Consider the following 20,781-nt stretch of genomic DNA (forward strand, 5'->3'; position numbering starts at 1 on the left):
CATAAATTATTGTAAGAAAATGAAATCATATCTCCTATATATATTAGTCTTCATAGCCACCATTAGCAGTAGCTGTAAAAAGGACTTTTTTAATATTCCGCCGCAGGATGCGCTTAGTGCGGATAATTTTTATCAGAATACCGAGCAGGTACAGGCCAGCACGATTGCTTTGTACAACTCCCCGTGGTTTGACTGGAATGCAAAAGCATCCTGGTGTATCTCCGAGTTGTTGAGCGGCAATGCGCATACCTATTCTCCGGATGTGATCAATTTTGGAAACTTCTCGGTAACGGGCGACAATACCCAATTGTTGTCGGCCTGGAATTCCCTGTTCAGTGTAGTGGCCCAATCCAATGCACTCATCAACAATCTGAAATCTAAAGTTCCGGCCAGTGTACCAACTGCCGTAGTGAATAATGCCATTGGGGAGGCCCGGTTTATGCGGGCCATGGCTTATTTCTATCTGGTGAGAACCTGGGGAAATGTGCCGATTATAGAAAATAGCCTGGACCATGTCAGCAACTATCAGATCAATACCAATCCGGTAACCGATGTGTATACCTTTATCATCAATGACCTGAAGTTTGCCGAAGTGAACTGCGACAAAATGATCAGAACCGGATCTGTTTCTCAGGGTAAGGTATCCAGCGGATCTGCGTCTGCACTTTTAGCCAAAGTTTATCTGTACATGCGTGATTATCCGAATGCCCGTTTGAAAGCAGAACAGGTCATCAATAGCGGAGAGTTCAAATTGTACGGGATCGATGTTTCCGGGAAGACCTATGCTGACTTATTTAAAACAGCCAATAACAACAATGAAGAAAGTATCGCTGCTATACAATGGCTGGGCGGATCTGCCTACGGACACGGGAATGCCTTACAATCTTTCCTGGCCTATAACTCTGAAATTACGGGTACCGGAGATGGATATGGCAGTGTAACACCATCCATTGATTTGCTGACAGCTTTTGAGCCGGGTGATTTAAGAAGAAAACCTACGGTGATGATGCAGGGTGATGTTTACCCTGAAATTAACCAGGCCAAAGGCGGTTACACCTTACCGGCGGGAGCGGTTGCACAGGGAATGCCGGCATTTATCAAAAAGTATGTGGTAGGCACTCCGGCAGACAATGGCGGTAAAGGTGCTTCGTTTTCAACAGCGAATAATACTTATCTGATGCGTTATGCAGATGTGCTTCTGATTGAAGCGGAAGCCGTTCTTGCTGGTGCGCAAAGTACATCAGATGCTGCAGCACTGGTGCCCTTTAATAAAATCAGACAACGGGCCGGGCTGATTCCTAAAACCTCCATTTCCATTATGGATATCTATCAGGAACGCCGTATGGAATTTGTATTTGAGGCTGATTATTGGTTTGATCTGGGCAGGTTAGACGGGTTTAATGTCACTTCCCATCCTAAGGCCATCGCCATTATTGCCAACCAGGAAAGGGGCATTTACAGCAATACTACGCCTGTAGTCATCTGGGGACAAAAATATACGCCCACTGATGCCAATTTCCGTTTGCCATACCCTACAACAGAATCTACCCTTAATCCTAAATTATTACTGCCACCGGTACCTTACAATTTTAAATAGTTATTATGAAAATCATATATAAAAACCCTATAGTCATTTCTCTGACAGGACTATTTTTCATGTTGATATTTATCGCCTCCTGCAAAAAGGAGGGAGAGGGGCAAGGCATGCCTGCTATCACCAGGGTGCGCACCCTGGTGAAGCCTGGAGTGGCTCAGCCAACGGCTTTAGATTCTACAGTCACCTCAGGTGATGTCGGCGTGACTTATGTAATTGAAGGTGCAAACCTGAAGAGTACAAACAAAGTGGAATTTAATGGCACAGCAGCTTATTTGAATACTGCCCTGTTTAGCGATAACAGTATCGTGGTGATGATTCCTGCCACAGCTTCCTGGATCAATCAAACCGGTAAATTGGTGCTGACTAACGCATCTGGAACGGTAAGTTTTGATTTTAGCATCAAACAACCACCTCCGGTAATTACTGACTTAAGCCAGTTTGCCGGAAATGCAGGCGATGAGTTAACCATTACCGGCTTACGTTTCGATCAGGTATCCAGTGTTAAATTTGGGACGGTTGAAGCGAGGATAGTTTCCTCGAAAAGTACAGAACTAAAGGTAACCGTACCTAACGGTGGCCTTGGTGCGGTAAGTGTAACTACCCCGGGAGGAACCAGTACTGGTCCGTATGTATCTTATGATGGAACGGCAGTGCCGATACTATTGCCATTTGGATTTAAACACTTGTTTTATGACGATCAGATCACAGCAGGTTACGATTTCAATTTTGGCGGTGCCAGTGGAGATGCAAGTAACACAGAGATGGTTAAAAGGGGCAGCCACGCCATCAAACTTACGTATACCGGTAATTATGCCGGATATGCTGTAGGCAGCAATGATCCTGTAGACCTGAGCGATAAAACTTATGTTAAATTCTCGATATATGGAACAACCGGAACCGAAGGCAAGGTGGTAAAGATCGGATTGAATGATTTCGACAACCGTCAGGTTAGCATTGTATTACATGCCGGTAAATGGACAACCTATGTAGTGCCTTTGGAGCGTTTCCAAAATGCCAGCCAGCCAGGTAAACCAACCAGCCTCAACTGGATTGGCTTTCAGGAGTTGAGTGGTAATGCGCCGGAAACGATCTTCCTGGATGATATCGGTGTATATTAATTCTTGCTGTCAAAAATAATCTGATGAAAAAGCGGCTGTCTCATAAATACAAAATGTCATCCTGAACCTGTCACGTTGAGCTTTCCGAAGATTCGGTACAAGTTCAAAGATAAATTGATTTATGAAACAGCCCCTTCTTATAGTTTATTAAAAATAAAATTTATAGTCATGAACATAATAAAATATGCAGCTGTTGGAATCCTGATGCTGACGGTGAATTACACCAGCATGGCACAAAAAAACCTGGTGACAAATGGGGGCTTTGAAGATGAACTGAGCGGATGGGTAGACTATTCTGCAAAAGCTACACCCTATATTTTCAGTACCGGAAAAATGAGTGCTGCTTTATTCTCCGGCGATCCTTCTAAATGGACGGGCATGCATCAAATTGTTGCGCTGCCTAAAAATGCACCGTATATTTTGATGTCTGCCAGGATCAAAGCAGATGGCGTAAGTACCGGAAAGGAAGACTGGAATGGTGCACTCTTCCTTTTTGAAATGCTGGGAAAGGGAGAAGCCAAAATCGGGGAAGGGATTAATATTGCTTCAGTTACCGGCGATCAGGACTGGAAGCTTTATGAACGTGCATATATTGTTCCGCCGGGTACTGCGGGTATCAAACTCTTGTTTGCTTTGGGTTATGTATCGGGTACCATGTTCGTTGATGATGTTAGTATTAAAGTGATTAGCCAAGCCGATTATGAGAAATATTTATAAGCCTATGAAAATTTATGTTGTGCTGCTCATGCTAATCGGTATGGGGTTAACCGAAGCGCAGGCCCAAAAGGCAGTGCATCAGGCAATCCTTGTAGATCAGTCAGGTTTTTATCCAGGTCTGGATAAAAGGGCTGTCATTATCAAAGCTGCTGCAGGCGATGGTTTTGAACTGATTGCCATGCCGGCGGGAAAGCCGGTCTATACTGGGGCGCTCTCCGGGTTAAAAAGCACCGGCTATTCCGGGATAAAGACCAGGATCGCCGATTTTAGCAGTTTCCAGCAGCCCGGAAACTATTTGATCCGGGTTCCGGGTGTAGGTGACTCTCCGGTTTTCAGGATCGCCGACAGTGTGCATCAGGATCTCGCTTTGGCTGGCTTGAAAGCTTTCTATTACCAACGGGCTTCTTCGGCCCTGGATAAAGATTATGCCGGGAAATGGTACCGCGCACCCGGACATCCGGATACCGCAGTATTGATTCATCCATCTGCTGCCACTAAAAACAGGGCAGCCGGAAGCCGGATTAATGTGGCGGGCGGCTGGTATGATGCGGGCGACTATAATAAGTACATCGTCAACAGCGGGATTTCTACCGCTACCTTACTATCCGCTTACGAGGACTTTCCTGACTATTTCCTGAAGCTGAAAACGAGGCTTCCAGATGCGAAGAACAGGGTGCCGGATATATTAACCGAGGCCATTTACAATTTACGCTGGATGCTGAAAATGCAGGATCAACATGATGGTGGTGTATACAATAAGTGTACAAATCTCAGTTTCGATGCGATGGTTATGCCTGCACAGGCTTTGGCACCCAGATATGTGGTGGCAAAAGGTACTGCCGCAACATTGAACCTTGCTGCGGTTGCCGCTCAGGCATCCCGGATTTTAAAGGACTTTCCTGAACAGTACCCCGGCCTGGCCGACAGTTGTCGCGCTGCCGCAATTCTAGCCTGGAAATGGGCACTTAAAAATCCAAATCTGCCTTATGATCAGGAGCTGATGAACAAGACAACTGATCTGAAAGTTACTACAGGTGCTTATGGCGACAAGGATTTTGAAGATGAATGGAGCTGGGCCGCGGCTGAACTCCTGGCCACTACCGGTGAGTCGCCATATTATGAGGCTTTCTTTGCGCGCCTGAATGCAAAAGTAAATTTACCCAGCTGGAGTTCCGTAGGTATTTTAGGGTATTATTCATTAATCAGGTGTCATGATAAACTTCCTGCAAGTTACAGCAGCATCACCAGTATATTGAAGAAAAAGGTACTTTCTATTGCAGACCGCTATTTGCTGGAAGTCAAGACAAGTGCCTATGGCTCAGTAATGGGCAGTTCACGATCGGATTTTGTATGGGGAAGTAACTCGGTTGCCATGAACCAGTCTGTTTTGCTCATTAATGCTTACTTATTCACCCAAAATAAAGATTATCTGAATGCCGCCGCTGGAAACCTGGATTATATCCTGGGAAGAAATGCAACCGGTTATTCTTTTGTTACCGGTATTGGTACCTATTCACCCATGAACCCACATCACCGGATTTCTTTTGCTGATGGTGTGGCTGATCCGGTTCCAGGGATGTTGGTTGGTGGCCCCAATCCGGAAAAGCAGGATGGATTAAAATATGAGTCTGCAGAACCGGAATTGTCTTACCTGGATAATGTGGCTTCTTATGCCAGTAATGAAATAGCCATCAATTGGAATGCGCCTTTGGTATATGTTGCAAATGCACTGGAATGTTTACAAAAGAAAGGGAAGGAAAGTACCAAATAAGTTATTGATTAACATGACTATATAAATATCTCTACTATGAGGCAAGTATTGATAATTAATTATTCATTTTCTTTAATAACCATGGTATCCAAGGAGTTCAAGTTGATGAGCGTTAACTAATACCCGTAACGATTTTACGGCTTTGGCCAAAGAATTGGATATCAAAGTTTCTTTATTATATCGCTAGAGGAAGGAATTTTCAAGCAAACAGAACACGGGTTTTCCAGGAAATGGGAAAGTGTTCTTAACTGCAGTGGAGCAAGAGTTGTCTCTGGTAAAAAAAGAGCTTCGTGAAACGCAAATAGAGCACGATATCTTAAAAAAGGCTATCAGCATTTTCTCCAGGAACCACAGCAAATATTCAGGTTCATTACCAATCACAGTATGGTATTCTCTGTCGGGAAAATGTGTTTAGTATTGAAGGTAAGCCTGGGGGTGGTTTTTATACCTGGTTGAAAAGTGTTTCCTCAAGCAGAAATATTGAAAACCAAATACTTGAAAACGAGATTCTTCAGGCGTTTGAAACAGTAAAAAAATATACGGAAGTCCCCGGATCACCCAGGAACTTCATGAAAAAAACATAAAAGTATCCAGACCCAAAGTTGCCAGAATGATGAAAAAAGCTAATCTGAGAAGTATCGTGAATAAAAAATTCAAAGTGATCGCAGATTCCAACCATAAGTTTCCTCTACCAGAAAATAAGTTGGATCGTGATTTTAAACCTGAAACATTAGCCGCAGTTTGGGTATCAGACATCACTTACATTAAAACAAAGCAGGGTTGGCTGTATCTGACTACGGTTATAGATCTAGGTGACAGAAAAGTGATCGGCTGGGCATTGAGCACAACGATGAAGGCTATACATACAGTAATACCAGCATTTAAAATGGCATGAAAACATAACCCCATTATCCAGGAGCTGATCTTTCATTCTGATCGTAGGGTTCAGTACGCTTGTGAATGTATATACCAGCATAAGTTTGTAAACAAAGAGCAAGCAGCAATCGTCGTATTTGAATATATCAAAACCTGGTACAGCCGTAAAAGACTACATTCAGCATTGGGGTACATGTACCTGGAGGAATTTGGTCAAAACTTAAATAAACAAAATATTGTAGCTTAACCCAACGTCCATTTTATTGTTGAATTCCAATTGCTCATAGTTACATTCAACTAGCTGTGAGGCACGTTCAAAATCTGATCATTTGTATTCATTATCTGAAAAAGTTAGATGCCATATTCTATATTATCTTCAAAGACCTCATCAAAATCTGTATGTATGATAATATCAGAAAGGGACAATAGAATTTGATTATGATATTTTTTGGAAGTAAACGAATATCTAATTTGGATATAGGTTGACATTTAAACATGGAAACGAATGTTTTTTTAAATGCCGACTAAGGTGCAACTCTGTCGAAAGAGTCAAATTATTGAATTAATAACTTACTTTAAAAAAAAAGATCGTAAAATTTTTTATAAGTTCTACCAATAGGTATTTTTAAATTATTTGAAAGTAAAACATACTTTCGTTCAATACCTTTAATGTGATTTTGAGATACAATATAAGATTTATGTATCTGCACGAAATTATCAATATGTTCGATTAGTTTTAGAATATGCGATAGGGAGTTGTAGGCAAAGATAATTTCATCAGAAGTATAAATCTTAATTTCTTTATTTTGGGATTCAATAGCAATAATGTCTTTTAGGTGGGTTTTAATAAATTTGGTCTTTTGATCTTTACTTTTAAGTATGACAAAGTCACGCTCTGTTTTTTGATAGAGATAATTTTTAGTTTCAGATAAAATTGTTTTTAAAGTTTGGGAAAATTTAGAACTAGAGAAAGGTTTTAGCAAGTATCCATCAGCTTTTAATTCATAAGAATCGAAAGCATATTTAGTATGTGCAGTTGTAAATATTAATATTCTAGCCTTATGCTTTATTAATTTCGCTAACTCAATACCATTCATCATGGGCATTTCTATGTCTATAAATAATATATCTATCGGTTTCGTTAATTTCTTAATTTCTTTTAATGCTAATAATGGATCACTAAAAGTCTTAATTAACTTAATATTTGACTGTGAACTGATGTATTCAGAAATTATTTCTAAAGAGGAAAGATCATCATCAACGACAAGACTTGTGTGCATCTTTAAATATTTTAATAGACAATAAATAATACAATTATATCATTTTCACTAATGTAATAATAGTATTTCAATCTGACAAATTATATTCTTAAAACTACTGTTTGCGCTTTGGTTTTTGTCGTTGAACCTTTAATTATTACAGTTGGCGCTGAAATTTTTCTGTCATTTTATTAGCCTATATCTTTATTTTAAAATAGTATTAAATTTTATATACACAGAACTTTTGGGGATTTTGAAATTATTTCGGAGTAAAAAATAAATGAAATTAGGCATTATAGATTTATATAATTTAATGAAATAGTTATGAGTTTTTTTAAAATAGGGTGGTACATTATTTACACTAAACCAAGCCAGGAAAAAAAGATGATCAAGGATCTAGATCGTATTGGAATTGAAACTTATTTGCCTATCACAAAAGAAAAACGAAAATGGACAGATAGAGTTAAAATCATAGCATGTCCTTTATTTCCATCATATGTATTTGTTAAACTGACGACATATATGGAATTTTATCAATCTACAAAAGCCAAAGGTTTTGTTCGATACCTTAAACTGGGCAAAAACCTAGCTAGGGTTAAAGATTCCGTAATTGAGAATATTGAATTGGCTTTGAATGAAATTGATAATTTTGAAGTATCGAGTGAACTTTTTCCCCTAGGGAAAAAAGTTGTTATACCCAAAGGAACCTTTAGTGGATTAGGGTGTGAAATAGTAAGCCATCGTGGAAAAAATAAGGTTCTTGTTAGAATTGATTTATTGAACAGGTGTCTATTAGTAAACCTTTCAAAAGATATGCTGTCAGCATAATATTTAAAGATATTATCTTTAGCAAGATAAATGTAAAACCAACGCTAAAGTCATTAATGTCAATAATTATTTGACTCTTTGATTTTTTTATGTCCTGTGGTTTTTTATACTAGGATGCGTCTGGATGCTCATTATCAGCATAAGAATGCGGCCAGTAAGGATATTTCGTCGAGAAAATTTAGTAGGTCTCGCAAATGATTAAGTATATGCGGAAGTCAATGAATAAATTAACATTTTCGAGTCTTAATCGCTCAATGACATTGGCTGGGATAACTTTTGCAAACTTAGTTAGCAAGATTATATGATCGTAATAAAATACTGTAATGTTGATCTTATTAGAGATGTAGATATTTCACATTACCTTAAGTCGTTACCACTTTTTATGCGGGATGAAATTTTGCGATATAAACATTTCCCTGATCAAAAATCAAGATTGCTTTCCAGGTTGATGTTACATGAAAGTCTGAGTGATACACGAGCTCGCACCTGTTTAGGGGATTGGAAACGCGATATAAACAATAGGCCACTAATTGATAGTTGGAACACATTTAATATCACGCATTCTTCTAATATTGTTGTTTTTGCTTATAGCACTACTGGTTTAGTAGGAGTTGATATAGAACGCAAAACAAGTATAAATTATGAAGAAATTATGGAACATTTACATTCAGAGGAGCAACAATTTATTGAGTCTGCTTCGGACCCTAAAAGTCGCTTTTATGAAATCTGGGTAAAAAAGGAAGCTTTGTTGAAGGCGGTAGGCATTGGTATAGTTAACGGTTTGAATGATTTTAGCTGTTTAAAGAATGCAGTAGATTATCAAGGGAAAAGATGGTATCTAACCGAGCTTCAGATTCATCCAGCATATACGTGTTATTTATGTTCTTTAAGTTTAGATGAAGAAATTGTCATTCAAGAGTTTAAAATAGGATTGAATCTGTAAATAGGCTATGGAAAGGTGAAAATTAACAAAACTCAAAGATTTTTATAATATTTAGTTTTTTTGTGCTAGTTTTTTCGCAATAACTTTACAAAGTCTGGAAAGAGGATCATCTGAAACAACTGCCAATTTTGCAATAAAATTACCCTTAAGAGGAACAGTTCTCCACTTATGATATTCTTGGTATTTTGAATCATCTTCGTTCAGCTCCAATAAATAATTGCTTAGATCTTTTACCGAACTAAAGGATTCAACATTAATATATGAATTATCTCCTGGAGCAAAATCCCCTATGTTGGGAGCCCCTAGATATATAGGTACTGAGCCTGCCAATAATGGCTGAAAGAATTTTTCCGTAACGTAGTCTCTAGCAATGGCATTCTCAAAAGCTACAGAAAACTTATATTTAGATATAGTGTCTAGCTTTGAAATTTCCCCTTCATCCCTATTCAGCAGCTTGTTGTTGAAGACTTTTCCATAAGAGTCCACCTTAATATGGCTCATTAATTCTTTTAAATATCTGTTTCTATTACTTAGGTCAAAATCACTTGAAATAAATGTATTTATGAATTCTGTTTTTAAGGAAGTTGTTGTATTAAATGCATTAGAATATCCACTATACAAGTAAGGAACAGGTACATCTGAATCAAACTTATATGTAGCCATAATGTCAAATAAGTTCATTATTTTTTTCGTATACTGCCATTTGTAATGTAACTCACACTCCATAGACCAAAAAACCCAAAGCTGGTTTTTTTTCTTTTTTCTTTTGTCAAGCATTATATCATTATCTGATAATGTTGGCATGTGAAAGATTATTGCAACAGCTTGATCTATATACTCGTGCATTGTCGTCATTTCAAAATTATCATTAATTGGGATATTGTATTCTTTTTCTATTTCCATTCCCCATGTTTTATTGTACAGAACTATTTTGCTTTTCGCTTCCGATTTCATATTAGCCATCATATAAATGCTTTTTGAATTGAGACTGTTTAGTTTCTATAACAAGGTATAATTTTTATTCAACTTCAGAACATTGCTATACCTGTAAAAGCTTTGTTGGATCATTAAATAGTTTCTAAAATATCAATTTTTTTTGTTATATAATATAATATGACATTTTTTTGTATTTTTAATAAATAAATTATGTATTTTTTTGAGTGTGAATTAATGATTTTTTAATAGCTATGATTGACTTAAATTTTGATTGTATTGTTAATGTGTGTAGTTCGATTATTTCGCTTATTAAACATGGTTATTTGTATTCTTTCTTGTCGTTAATGCCTATTGCAGAAATGTGAAATGTAATTGTAACTTTTTATCATTAAAATAATCAAACCACAAAAAACTGATTTATAGTTGATGCCATATTATAAAGGTTTATTTTTTTGTATAAAAAATAAATGACGTCTGTGTATTTGATGCTCTTCAGTTATTTAATAAATAATACCAATGGTAGCTTTAAAGAGTGATTGTTTTGAAATTAGCTATGGTAAAGTTTTATATGGTTTTTGACTTTGTATATTCATTTAGCTAAATCTGGAAAACTATGTATTTAAGATTTTTATTGTTACTATTAGTTTACTCTTCGATTTTTTCCGGAACATTTGCTCAAGGAATTGATTCCAGTAAAAACAATTCGTTAACTCTTTCCAAATTGCTTCCAGTTGCCACTAAAAATATGCGTATTCAAGGTACTGTCATTGACTCTATTAAAAATGAACCGATCGAGTATGCTACTATAATTCTACAAGACAGTCTAATGAAGCCCGTTCGGTCAGCATTCACTAACTCAAAGGGAGAATTTTTATTTGATAAATTGCCGAGTAATAGGTATTCTATTGTTATTTCCTCAATGGGATACACCACAAAATTTAGGTCAATACCTAACAGTAATCAAAATGATAGTGTTAACCTTGGATCAATACTAATCTACAGTTCTGCCAAAAATCTGAATCAGGTAACGATCTCTGCCACTCGACCGATTCTGAGGCAAAGCATAGACCGGTTAACTTATGATATTCAAGCCGATCCTGAAAGCAGAGTCAAAAATGTGTTGGATATGATGAGAAAAATACCGCTTCTAACCGTTGATGATGAAGACAATATACAACTTAAAGGAAATTCAAATTATAGGATATTAATTAACGGTAAACCTTCGAGCTTGATTGCAAAAAGTCCCAAAGATGTATTAAGAGGGATGTCTGCATCGAATATACAGCGAATTGAAGTAATAACAACTCCACCCGCTAAATATGAAGGAGAAGGGCTGGCAGGAATAATTAATATTATTACGAATAAAAATATCGACAATGGTTATAATGGAAATCTGAATTCTTCATATAAATTTCCGGTGGGCGGCTTTACAAATACAGGTTCAATTAATTTAAAGCATGGTAAGGTAAGTGCTAGTGTTGTTGCAGGCATCAGTGATAATGTTTCTCCAAAATCGATGAGGCTGAATAAAAGGGAGACCTTTGGAGATTCTCCAACTCTTTTAGATCAAACAAGGGTAAATAATTTTAATGCAAGATATCGATATTTGGCATCGACATTAAGTGTTGAGTTGGATTCCTTAAATTTGATTTCCGCTGATTTTACTTTTAATAACGGCTTTTATCATTCTTATAATGACCAGAATTCCACTTTAATCGGTGTAAATAATGAAATATTGGAGTCCTTTTCTGTAAATAATGTATTAAAGAACCCATTTCTTGGAATTGATGCAGGACTGAATTATCAGTTAGGTTTCAGTAAAAAAAAGGATAAACTGATAACTTTTTCCTATGTAGTGAGAAAGTCAAAGGATGATACGGATTATTTGTTAAAATTAGATAATAAGGTTAATTACACTGGTCCTGATTTTATGCAGGTTAACAATACAGAGGCATCCGAGCAAGCTGTTCAGGTAGACTACGTGAATTCATATAAGAACCTAAAAGTCGAAGCTGGATTCAAGGGGGTATTTAGAAACAATAAAAGTAATTATGAATATAGCATATTCAATAATCAAACATCCCAGTATGAATTGGAATCTGATAAAAGTAATCAATTTGACAATGATCAACGTATCTTGGGCATCTATAATTCCTATCAATTACAACTCAAAAATCTAGGTATTCAGGCCGGAATCAGGCTTGAACAAACTAAATTAAAATCATATGTAACTAGTTTATCACCGGAATTAAATGATAATTACTATAATATTATTCCGAGTGTATCTACAATATATAAGTTTAATGAAGGTAAGCAATCGATTAACCTGGGATATACTCAACGTATTCAAAGACCGAATATCTGGAACTTAAATCCATTTGTTGACCGATCAAACCCAAGTTATGAAATTGCAGGAAATCCAAATTTGCGACCGATTAAGAGTAATAATATTATAGTGAATTACAGCAATTTTAAAAAACTAACGATGAATATAGGTGTCTCCTACGCCTTCGCAAATAATACCATTCAACAAATTTCAGTTTATAACGAATCTACGAGAGTTACCACAACAAACTATGATAATATTGGTAAAGATCGCTTACTAGGGTTTGATTTCAATATAAGTTATCCTATTACTTCAGGTATAAAATTTAGTACTGGCGGTAATTTAGCATATGTTTGGTTGGAAGGGATGGTAGATGATGAATTAATTAAGACCAAAGGACTAAAAGGTACTGCATTTGCAAGAGTTGAGTATACTATAAATAAAGGAATGCATGTTAATGCAGCTGCAAATTATCAAAGTGCTAACATCACTTTACAAGAAAGATTCAGGCCCACAATTTACTCATCATTCAGTATAGATAAGGATCTTATTAGTGAGAAACTCATTTTTGCTGCTAATATTAATAACCCGTTTGAAAAATACCGTGATTTTAGAAAGATGAGTGTAGGAAGCAATTTTAGTCAGGTAGCTACTTCAATAAATTACTATCGCTCATTTACATTTAGCCTCAATTACAAATTTGGAAGAACTGGTGATCTAGTGAAAAAAAATAAAAGGAGCATCAAAAATGATGACTCCAGCGGAGGTAAACAATAAAAGTTGTTCGTTTTTTAGATCAAAAATCAATAATATTTTACGTAATTATAATGTTACAATTGATTGTTGTTATGTTAATCAATAATCTCTTATATTGCTTTGCAGTATTATAGAAGGTGTTTTTTTATTCAATAATATCTGGTGATCTGGTAAGTTAATTGTGACTACCTATAGCGGAGCTATCTTCTTTAGTCGGCTAAAATGCAAGAAAATACTTTTCCATCACCCTTACCGCATGTATGCGGATGTTTCTTATTGCGCATTCCCTAGAATGCCATTGCGAGATGAATGCTTTTTTCTCACAGCAAAAACCTTTTAATGAACAGAGATGAAGATCTCTGATATTTCCTTTTATATTTTTTCAGCGTATACCATGAAAAAGATCAAATTATTTTGTTTTCCATATGCTGGGGGCTCATCTCTTATTTATAGAAACTGGAAAAATTTTCTTTCACCAACTATTGAAATCATTCCCTTTGAGTTGGCTGGCCGGGGCAGACGTATTGCTGATCAGTGTTATCATTCTCTTGAAGAAGCCGTTCAGGATATCTATAGCCAGATTCAATTGCAAATCAAAGATTCAGACTACGCTTTTTTTGGACATAGTATGGGCGGTTTAATCGCAGTTGAGTTGGCTAGAAAAATCGAGCAGAATGGCTTGCATCCCGCCTGTCATTTATTTGTTTCCGGTAGGAGCGCTCCGGGGACAAAACCAAAGTACGATTATAAATTTCATCTGCTTGGTGATGATGCCTTTAAAGAAGAACTGGTTAAACTGGGAGGAACCCCAAAAGAACTATTTGATCATCCTGAATTGATTCAATATTTTCTACCTATCCTAAAGAGTGATTTTGCCCTGTCCGAGAGTAATGACAATGTAATACAGAACTTTGTGTTAAAATCAGATTTAACTATATTGTTTGGAAACGAGGATTTGTTAGTCGTTGAAGACCATAACACCTGGCATCATTACACCTCGAAATCATGTGATATCTGCTATTTTGATGGAGATCACTTTTTTATAAATAACAAAATGGAAGAAGTAGTCAATCTGATTAATAAAACCCTGGTCAGGGAAGCATAACTGAATTGTCTGTTCCAGTTTCAAAATGCCTGTTTTACAGTTACCATAGCCTGATTTTAAAATGAGTATACATACACTCCAAGACTTAATTGAGGAAAGGAAAATGCTGCGGAATGCTGGCATTTATTTTATTAATTCTTCAGATGCTGATGATTTTCTTTCTTATGCTGAATTGTATAATGCTGCGTTAACGACATTACATTCTTTACAAAAAGAAAGAGTAAAACCTGAGGATGAATTGGTCTTTCAGTTAGATGATAACAAATCATTTGTGATTCTGTTTTGGGCTTGCGTTTTGGGAGGGATTATACCCGTTCCACTAAAGGTAGGTAATACAAATGACCATAAACAGAAGGTTTTTGAAATATGGCCGTTGTTGAATAACCCTCATTTGCTTTCTGCCCAAGATACGCTCAACAAATTGGAGATTTTTGCAAAGAGCAAATCCAGAGAAGAACTGTTTTCAGTGATAAAGAGTCGTGCACTGAAGGAGACACTGATTTCATTTTCCGGAAAAAAGGAAACTGGAACCATCTATAAGACAAAGGAAGACTCAGTCGCATTCATACAATTTTCATCAGGATCAACTGGTAAGCCTAAAGGTGTTATTTTAACCCATCTTAATCTGATCACTAATATAACATCTATCGGTCTTGCTGCGGGCTACAATAAGCGGGATGCAATGTTAAGCTGGATGCCTTTATCACATGATATGGGCCTGATTGGTTTTCACCTGAACCCTTTATTCGTAGGTGTGAATCATTATCTGATCCCAACAAATCTTTTCATAAGACGCCCAGAAATTTGGCTAAATAAAGCGACTGAGCATGCTATAACAGTGACCTGCTCACCGAATTTTGGCTTCAGTTATGTGCTAAAGCATTGTCAATTTAAAGAAGCTTATCCATGGGATCTTTCTGCAATCAGAATCATTTTTAACGGTGCAGAGCCAATTTCTGAGAAAATTGCTTCAGAATTTTCAGCTAAACTGGCCTCCTTTGGCTTGAAAAAATCTGCGATGACTCCAGTTTATGGCCTGGCTGAAGGTACCCTAGCTGTGTCAATAACAGATCTGGAACAGGAATTAATCTCCCTGAAGTTAAACCGGAACAGCCTGAAAGTAGGCGAAGCATTTGTGCTCGCAACAAACGATGATCATTCCGTACACTTTGTGAACGTGGGCATACCTATTCAAAATTGTGTAGTTCGTGTGGTAGATGATCATGGCAAAGTCGTAAATAACAATACAATTGGCAACATACAGATCAAGGGCAAAAGTGTCACTACTGGTTATTACAATAACGAGCAAGCGACCAAATCAACGTTTACAGAAGATGGCTGGTTGAATACAGGGGACCTAGGCTTATTTTGTGAGGGAAATCTTTATGTTACAGGTAGGTCAAAAGATATCATTTTTGTAAACGGACAAAATTATTATCCTCATGATATCGAGCGATTAGCCGAAGAGATCGAAGGAATTGAGCTAAATAAGATTATAGTTGCCGGGAAATTTAACCAGGAAATAGGTAGGGATGAAATCTTCGCTTTTGTGTTCTTCAGGGATGCCATTGAGAAATTTACGCCATTAGCTCTGAACCTAAAAAAATTGATCAACAAAACTTTAGGCTTTGATTTTGATTTTATATTACCAGTAAGGGAACTTCCAAGAACTACAAGCGGAAAATTGCAACGGTTTAAGTTAATAGAGCAATTTTCCGAAGGGCTATTTGATAAGCTAATCGCCACAAATAGTTTAATGCATTCAGACAGGTCTGATCAGTCAGGCTCGGCATCCTTAAATAAGTTGATTGATATCTGTAAAAGAGTTTTGAGACTTGAGCATCTGGATGGTACCGAGAATTTTTTCGAAATCGGAGGAAATTCTCTTTTGGGAGCAGAAGTATTAATGATCCTCAGTAATGAGCTTCAAGTGGAGGTTTCCTTTGATCAACTTTATGAATGTCCGGATTTACACTCTTTTGCCAAACTGATAAAGACTTTACCGAAATCTGAAAGCGAAAAAATTCAGCTCAATAGTCGCCCGGCAGACATACACCTGAGTTCTGCACAAAGACGTTTGTATTACCTGTGGGAAATAAATAAGGAAAAAATTACATACAATATTCCGGTTGCACTTAAATTGGAAGGGAGACTTGATCCTGAAAAACTCGAATCTGCTTTAAATGAACTGGTCAGGGAACATGAGATCTTAAACGTTTCATTCATTTGCGATGAGGAACCAAAAAGCTTAGTCCGGCCTTCAACACATCATGTTATTGATCGGATTGATGGTCATGCTCATCAGGTAGATGACTTATTAAAGGCTTTAGTACAACCATTCGATTTAAAAAAGGGACCTTTATTTAATCTTACACTCATCTCAACCGGACCCGAAACATTTTTTCTATTCCTGGACTTTCATCATATTATAGCTGATGGTAAATCCTTATATCTTTTTATTGAAGAGTTGTTTAACTGCTATCATGGAAAAAAAAGGGAAAGGTCAGCCGCACAATTTAAGGATTATATCGCTTGGGAAGCCGCACATCATTTAAGTTCTGAGCTTAACAGCCAGAAACACTACTGGCTTGAAAAATTGAGCGGAAACCTACCTCTTTTAGATTTTCCGACAGACTACAACAGACCCGCTGTATTTGATTATTCGGGAAAAAGAGAAAATTATCTGATTTCAGCGGATGTTTTACTGCAGCTAAAACAGGTTGCTCAATCCGCAAACTGTTCTTTACATAATTTATTTTTTACCGTTTATACCTTACTGCTGTATCGTTATACCGGACAACGGGAAAATATAATAGGAATACCGGTTTCCGGTAGAAATCACAATGATTTTCTGGATATGCAAGGTATGTTCGTGAATAATCTTGCAATAAAGTCAAATATTGATATTAAACAGAGTTTCCGGGATTTTCTGTCGATTCAAAAGCAGAACTTAAATGAGGCACTTAATAACCAGGAATTCCTGTTTTCAGATTTGGCGGATCAGTTGAACCTGAAGAGAGATATTTCCAGAAATCCGCTCTTCGATACCATGTTTAACTATCAGAATTTTGGATTTCCAAAGGTAAACCATGCTGATTTTTCCGTTAGTTATTATCCGTTTGACAGCGGGACCTCAAAATTTGACCTGTCGTTGGAGATACTGGATTTTAATGATGCAATGTCGTATACTATAGAGTATTCTACAAAGTTGTTTTCTGAAAGTACAATAAAAAGTGTAGTTAATACTTTCGAAGATCTGCTGCTTCAAATTATTGAAAAACCTGAAATCCAATTAAGCGATTTGCTGGCTCTGAATACGTACCAACAACAAGTTTTAATTTATGATTTTAATGACACGACTTCTCCTTATGATAGAGATAAAAGTATAATTGACTATTTCGAAGAACAGGCTCTTATGTACCCTGATCGTATAGCGATTGATGATCAGGGCCAGTGTATGACCTATGCATGGCTAAATAGAAGGGCTAATTTTGTAGCTGCTCAATTACAGGTATCCGGTATCTGCAGGAACGATAAGTGTGCTGTGATGTTACCGAGATCTTCTGAATACCTGATTAGTATTTTAGCCATATTGAAATCAGGAGCCTGTTTTATCCCGATAGATACAGATTATCCGGATGAAAGAGCCTGTTATATTATTGAAAATTCACAATGTGCCTTCTTCATTAAATTATCAGATAATTCTATCAACAGCTCAAAAAAATGGGCTGAAGCAACTCCGCATCATCCGGTTGTAATAGATATCGATGATTTAGAACTGTCCGGTAATACTGGTGTGAACCCGATTGTTTCAAGATCATCGTCTGATCTGGCTTACATCATTTATACTTCCGGTACGACAGGCCTACCCAAAGGCGTGATGATCAATAATATTTCCTTATTGAATTATACCCTATGGGGAGAAAAATATTATTTAAAGGACGTCGGCCAGGCCAGCTTTCCGTTTTATACTTCCATCTCTTTTGATTTAACGATTACCTCGATTTTCCTACCGTTATGTACCGGAAATAAGATTGTAATTTATAAAGAAGACAATGAAAAACTGTCATTGCTTCAGGTTTTAGAGGATAATAGGGTGAATATAATGAAGCTCACCCCTTCCCATTTGAAAATGTTTTTGGATGTGTCTATAGCCGATTTAGTTGAGCGGCTGATTGTAAAAAAACTGATTGTTGGAGGAGAGAACTTTGAATCACTGCTCGCTGATCAGATCAACAAATTATTTTCTGGAAATATAGAGATGTTTAATGAATATGGACCAACAGAAGCAACCGTGGGATGTATGATTCATAAATATGACCAAGAGGCGGATGCTGATTTTATCTCTCTAGGTATACCGATTGCAAATACACAGATCTATCTTCTGGATCATGAACTTAGACCGGTTTCTATAGGCGTACAAGGTGAAATTTGTATTGCTGGTGAAGGATTAGCCCTGGGCTATTTAAATAATGAAGCACTTACCGAAAAGTCTTTTATTGAAAATCCGTTTGCGCCTGGAGAGAGAATGTATAAAACCGGTGATCTGGCCAAACGTTTTGACAATGGAAGGATCGTATTTCTGGGAAGACGTGATAAGCAGGTTAAAATAAATGGATATAGGATAGAGCTTAGTGAAATTGAGAAATTGTTGTCATTGCATCCATCCGTTAAACAGTCTGTTGTTGCACTGGTGAAAAATGAGACGAGCATTGCAGTATTGCAAGCATATTACTGCACCGAAACTGCCGAAAAGATAGGTACTGATGATCTGAGGTTATACCTATTGGAATTTCTGCCACATTATATGGTACCTAATATCTTTGTGCCAGTGGACAATATTCCTTTAACCATCAATGGAAAGGTCGACTATGATTCCTTGTATGAAATTAAGAGCATAAATAAAGAAAATGCTCATCCGGAGCTGAACGAAATTGAAACTAAAATGCTTGGGGTATGGAAAGATCTGTTTAAAAACAATGGGATTACTACCCTTGATAATTATTTCGAGTTAGGGGGAGATTCTATTAAAGCCGTTCAGATTGTTTCACGTTTAAATACGCTGGGTATCTCACTTAGTGTTAAAGATATCTTAAGTTATCAAACGGTTAGAGAAATCGCTTCAAGAGCAACACTTACAACTATTATAAACGAATATCCCCAAGGCATTGTTCATGGGAATAAAAAGTTAAGCCCAATTGAATTCTGGTTCTTTTCACAAAAATTCACTAATTCCAACTATTATAATCAGTCGGTTTTGTTAAGGCTGGAGGAGCAAACAAATCCGAAACTGTTAGAAAAAGCTTTTCAAAAATTAATAGATCATCACGATGGATTAAGGATAAATTATGATAAGAATAAGCAAGAGTTATTCTATAATGCTTTTAGAGGAGAACGGGACTTTCACTTGAAAGAAATACAGGTTAAAACGGAAGCCAATCCGGAAATCAATTTTATCCGTACTTGTGAAGATCTGAAGAGGGATTTTAACATTACAAATTCTCTGCTCATCAATGCGGCAATCCTTAACCATTCTGTATCTGAGCGTTATTTGTTGATAACCGCCCATCATTTGATTATTGATGGGGTTTCCTGGAGGATTCTACTGGATGATTTATATGAGCTATATCAATCATTGGTTGCCGGGAAGCCCATCAGACTTCCGTTGAAAACTGCATCCTTAATCAATTGCGCTGATTTACTGGGAAAGGCCGTTCCTCTTACTCATTTTGAGGAAGAACGGAAGTATTGGCAAAATGTGGAAAGCATTGAGTTTACCCTTCCATCAGATATGAAGACGGACAACTGGAAAGTTGCCCAAGCTAAAAAGATCAGGGGTTTTCTGGATCAGAAAGAGACGGAGTTTTTGATAAAGGAATCTCATAAGGCTTATAAGACAGATTTGCCAATATTGCTAAACCTTGCTTTGGCATTCGCTATAAATAAGTGGACGGGGAAAAAGGATATCATTATTGAACAGGAAAACCATGGGCGGGATGCGAAGTCTGTTGATGTTTCCCGTACTATTGGATGGTTTACAAATATGTACCCACTGCATCTGCGAATTGAGGGCCAGGATCTTGATCAACACATTAAACTGACCAAAGAACGGATTAGAAGCGTTCCTGAGAAGGGCGCCAATTATGGGGTTTTTAAGCTCTATGATAAAGATATAAACGATATTAAGGTGGTTAGGACTGAAGTCAGACTGAATTATCTGGGACAATTTGATCATGAATTTGATAATGATATCTTCAGTTATGATCTCGGATATACTGGATTCGATAGCGATCCTGAAAATCATCTGACTGCTAAACTGGACTTTAATCTGATGGTTGTTAATGGAAAAATGCAGATAGAAATTACCTATAACGAAGCATGCCACCAGAAAGAGACCATGGAAAAAATAATGAGCTATTTCATTTTCTTTTTAAGAGACATATTAGCTCATATTGAAAAACAGGCCCAGGTACATTTTACCCCATCAGATTTTGAATTAGCAGATCTGAATCAACAGGAGATTGATAGTCTCTTTGAATAAATCTCCTC

13 protein-coding genes are annotated in these 20,781 nt (G+C 37.0%); 11 read left to right on the forward strand and 2 right to left on the reverse strand.

Features of this window, described 5'->3' with window-relative positions:
• Positions 1-19 precede the first annotated feature (19 nt).
• The 6 genes from OQ267_RS12910 to OQ267_RS22550 all read left to right on the forward strand — a co-directional run bounded on the left by OQ267_RS12910 (position 20) and on the right by OQ267_RS22550 (position 6,326).
• Positions 20-1,597, forward strand: coding sequence for a RagB/SusD family nutrient uptake outer membrane protein (locus OQ267_RS12910; protein WP_088303194.1), 1,578 nt, complete (start codon positions 20-22; stop codon positions 1,595-1,597).
• 5 nt (positions 1,598-1,602) lie between these two features.
• Positions 1,603-2,715, forward strand: a complete 1,113-nt coding sequence (locus OQ267_RS12915) for an IPT/TIG domain-containing protein (protein WP_265836235.1) — start codon at positions 1,603-1,605, stop codon at positions 2,713-2,715.
• A 168-nt stretch (positions 2,716-2,883) separates the two neighbouring features.
• Positions 2,884-3,432, forward strand: coding sequence for a hypothetical protein (locus OQ267_RS12920; protein WP_265836236.1), 549 nt, complete (start codon positions 2,884-2,886; stop codon positions 3,430-3,432).
• A gap of 4 nt (positions 3,433-3,436) precedes the next feature.
• The gene (locus OQ267_RS12925; RefSeq protein ID WP_265836237.1) at positions 3,437-5,203 is read left to right on the forward strand and encodes a glycoside hydrolase family 9 protein; all 1,767 of its coding nucleotides are present in this window, start codon (positions 3,437-3,439) and stop codon (positions 5,201-5,203) included.
• A 535-nt stretch (positions 5,204-5,738) separates the two neighbouring features.
• A complete protein-coding gene (locus OQ267_RS12930) occupies positions 5,739-6,098 on the forward strand; it encodes an IS3 family transposase (protein WP_265836642.1) in 360 nt (119 codons plus the stop codon).
• A 69-nt stretch (positions 6,099-6,167) separates the two neighbouring features.
• Positions 6,168-6,326, forward strand: coding sequence for a hypothetical protein (locus tag OQ267_RS22550; protein WP_416348659.1), 159 nt, complete (start codon positions 6,168-6,170; stop codon positions 6,324-6,326).
• Positions 6,327-6,654: 328 nt separating this feature from the next.
• On the opposite strand, the gene OQ267_RS12935 is transcribed toward OQ267_RS22550, so the two are convergent.
• Positions 6,655-7,359: a LytR/AlgR family response regulator transcription factor gene (locus tag OQ267_RS12935; RefSeq protein ID WP_265836238.1), complete on the reverse strand. Its 705-nt coding sequence runs from the start codon at positions 7,357-7,359 to the stop codon at positions 6,655-6,657.
• Positions 7,360-7,662: 303 nt separating this feature from the next.
• Here OQ267_RS12935 and OQ267_RS12940 point away from each other — a divergent pair, with 303 nt between their 5' ends.
• Positions 7,663-8,166, forward strand: a complete 504-nt coding sequence (locus OQ267_RS12940; protein ID WP_265836239.1) for a UpxY family transcription antiterminator — start codon at positions 7,663-7,665, stop codon at positions 8,164-8,166.
• 301 nt (positions 8,167-8,467) lie between these two features.
• Positions 8,468-9,109: a 4'-phosphopantetheinyl transferase family protein gene (locus tag OQ267_RS12945; RefSeq protein ID WP_265836240.1), complete on the forward strand. Its 642-nt coding sequence runs from the start codon at positions 8,468-8,470 to the stop codon at positions 9,107-9,109.
• A gap of 51 nt (positions 9,110-9,160) precedes the next feature.
• On the opposite strand, the gene OQ267_RS12950 is transcribed toward OQ267_RS12945, so the two are convergent.
• On the reverse strand, positions 9,161-10,075 hold the full coding sequence (locus OQ267_RS12950; RefSeq protein WP_322974870.1) for a glycosyltransferase family 10 domain-containing protein: 915 nt from the start codon (positions 10,073-10,075) through the stop codon (positions 9,161-9,163).
• A gap of 583 nt (positions 10,076-10,658) precedes the next feature.
• On the opposite strand from OQ267_RS12950, the gene OQ267_RS12955 reads away from it, so the two are divergent.
• The 3 genes from OQ267_RS12955 to OQ267_RS12965 all read left to right on the forward strand — a co-directional run bounded on the left by OQ267_RS12955 (position 10,659) and on the right by OQ267_RS12965 (position 20,773).
• On the forward strand, positions 10,659-13,148 hold the full coding sequence (locus tag OQ267_RS12955) for an outer membrane beta-barrel protein (protein WP_265836241.1): 2,490 nt from the start codon (positions 10,659-10,661) through the stop codon (positions 13,146-13,148).
• A gap of 373 nt (positions 13,149-13,521) precedes the next feature.
• Positions 13,522-14,232 (forward strand): thioesterase II family protein, encoded by a 711-nt coding sequence (locus OQ267_RS12960; RefSeq protein WP_265836242.1) that lies wholly within the window; start codon positions 13,522-13,524, stop codon positions 14,230-14,232.
• 61 nt (positions 14,233-14,293) lie between these two features.
• Complete coding sequence (locus OQ267_RS12965) at positions 14,294-20,773, forward strand: non-ribosomal peptide synthetase (protein ID WP_265836243.1); 6,480 nt, start codon at positions 14,294-14,296, stop codon at positions 20,771-20,773.
• Positions 20,774-20,781 lie beyond the last annotated feature (8 nt).

The organism is Pedobacter sp. MR22-3, from assembly GCF_026240075.1.
Taxonomy (GTDB): domain Bacteria; phylum Bacteroidota; class Bacteroidia; order Sphingobacteriales; family Sphingobacteriaceae; genus Pedobacter.

Excerpts from the sequence above, each read along its gene's own strand:
- OQ267_RS12910 (WP_088303194.1), top strand. The coding sequence starts at position 20 with ATGAAATCATATCTCCTATATATATTAGTCTTCATAGCCACCATTAGC.
- OQ267_RS12915 (WP_265836235.1), top strand. The coding sequence starts at position 1,603 with ATGAAAATCATATATAAAAACCCTATAGTCATTTCTCTGACAGGACTA.
- OQ267_RS12920 (WP_265836236.1), top strand. The coding sequence starts at position 2,884 with ATGAACATAATAAAATATGCAGCTGTTGGAATCCTGATGCTGACGGTG.
- OQ267_RS12925 (WP_265836237.1), top strand. The coding sequence starts at position 3,437 with ATGAAAATTTATGTTGTGCTGCTCATGCTAATCGGTATGGGGTTAACC.
- OQ267_RS12935 (WP_265836238.1), bottom strand. The coding sequence starts at position 7,359 with ATGCACACAAGTCTTGTCGTTGATGATGATCTTTCCTCTTTAGAAATA.
- OQ267_RS12940 (WP_265836239.1), top strand. The coding sequence starts at position 7,663 with ATGAGTTTTTTTAAAATAGGGTGGTACATTATTTACACTAAACCAAGC.
- OQ267_RS12945 (WP_265836240.1), top strand. The coding sequence starts at position 8,468 with ATGATCGTAATAAAATACTGTAATGTTGATCTTATTAGAGATGTAGAT.
- OQ267_RS12950 (WP_322974870.1), bottom strand. The coding sequence starts at position 10,075 with ATGATGGCTAATATGAAATCGGAAGCGAAAAGCAAAATAGTTCTGTAC.
- OQ267_RS12955 (WP_265836241.1), top strand. The coding sequence starts at position 10,659 with ATGTATTTAAGATTTTTATTGTTACTATTAGTTTACTCTTCGATTTTT.
- OQ267_RS12960 (WP_265836242.1), top strand. The coding sequence starts at position 13,522 with ATGAAAAAGATCAAATTATTTTGTTTTCCATATGCTGGGGGCTCATCT.
- OQ267_RS12965 (WP_265836243.1), top strand. The coding sequence starts at position 14,294 with ATGAGTATACATACACTCCAAGACTTAATTGAGGAAAGGAAAATGCTG.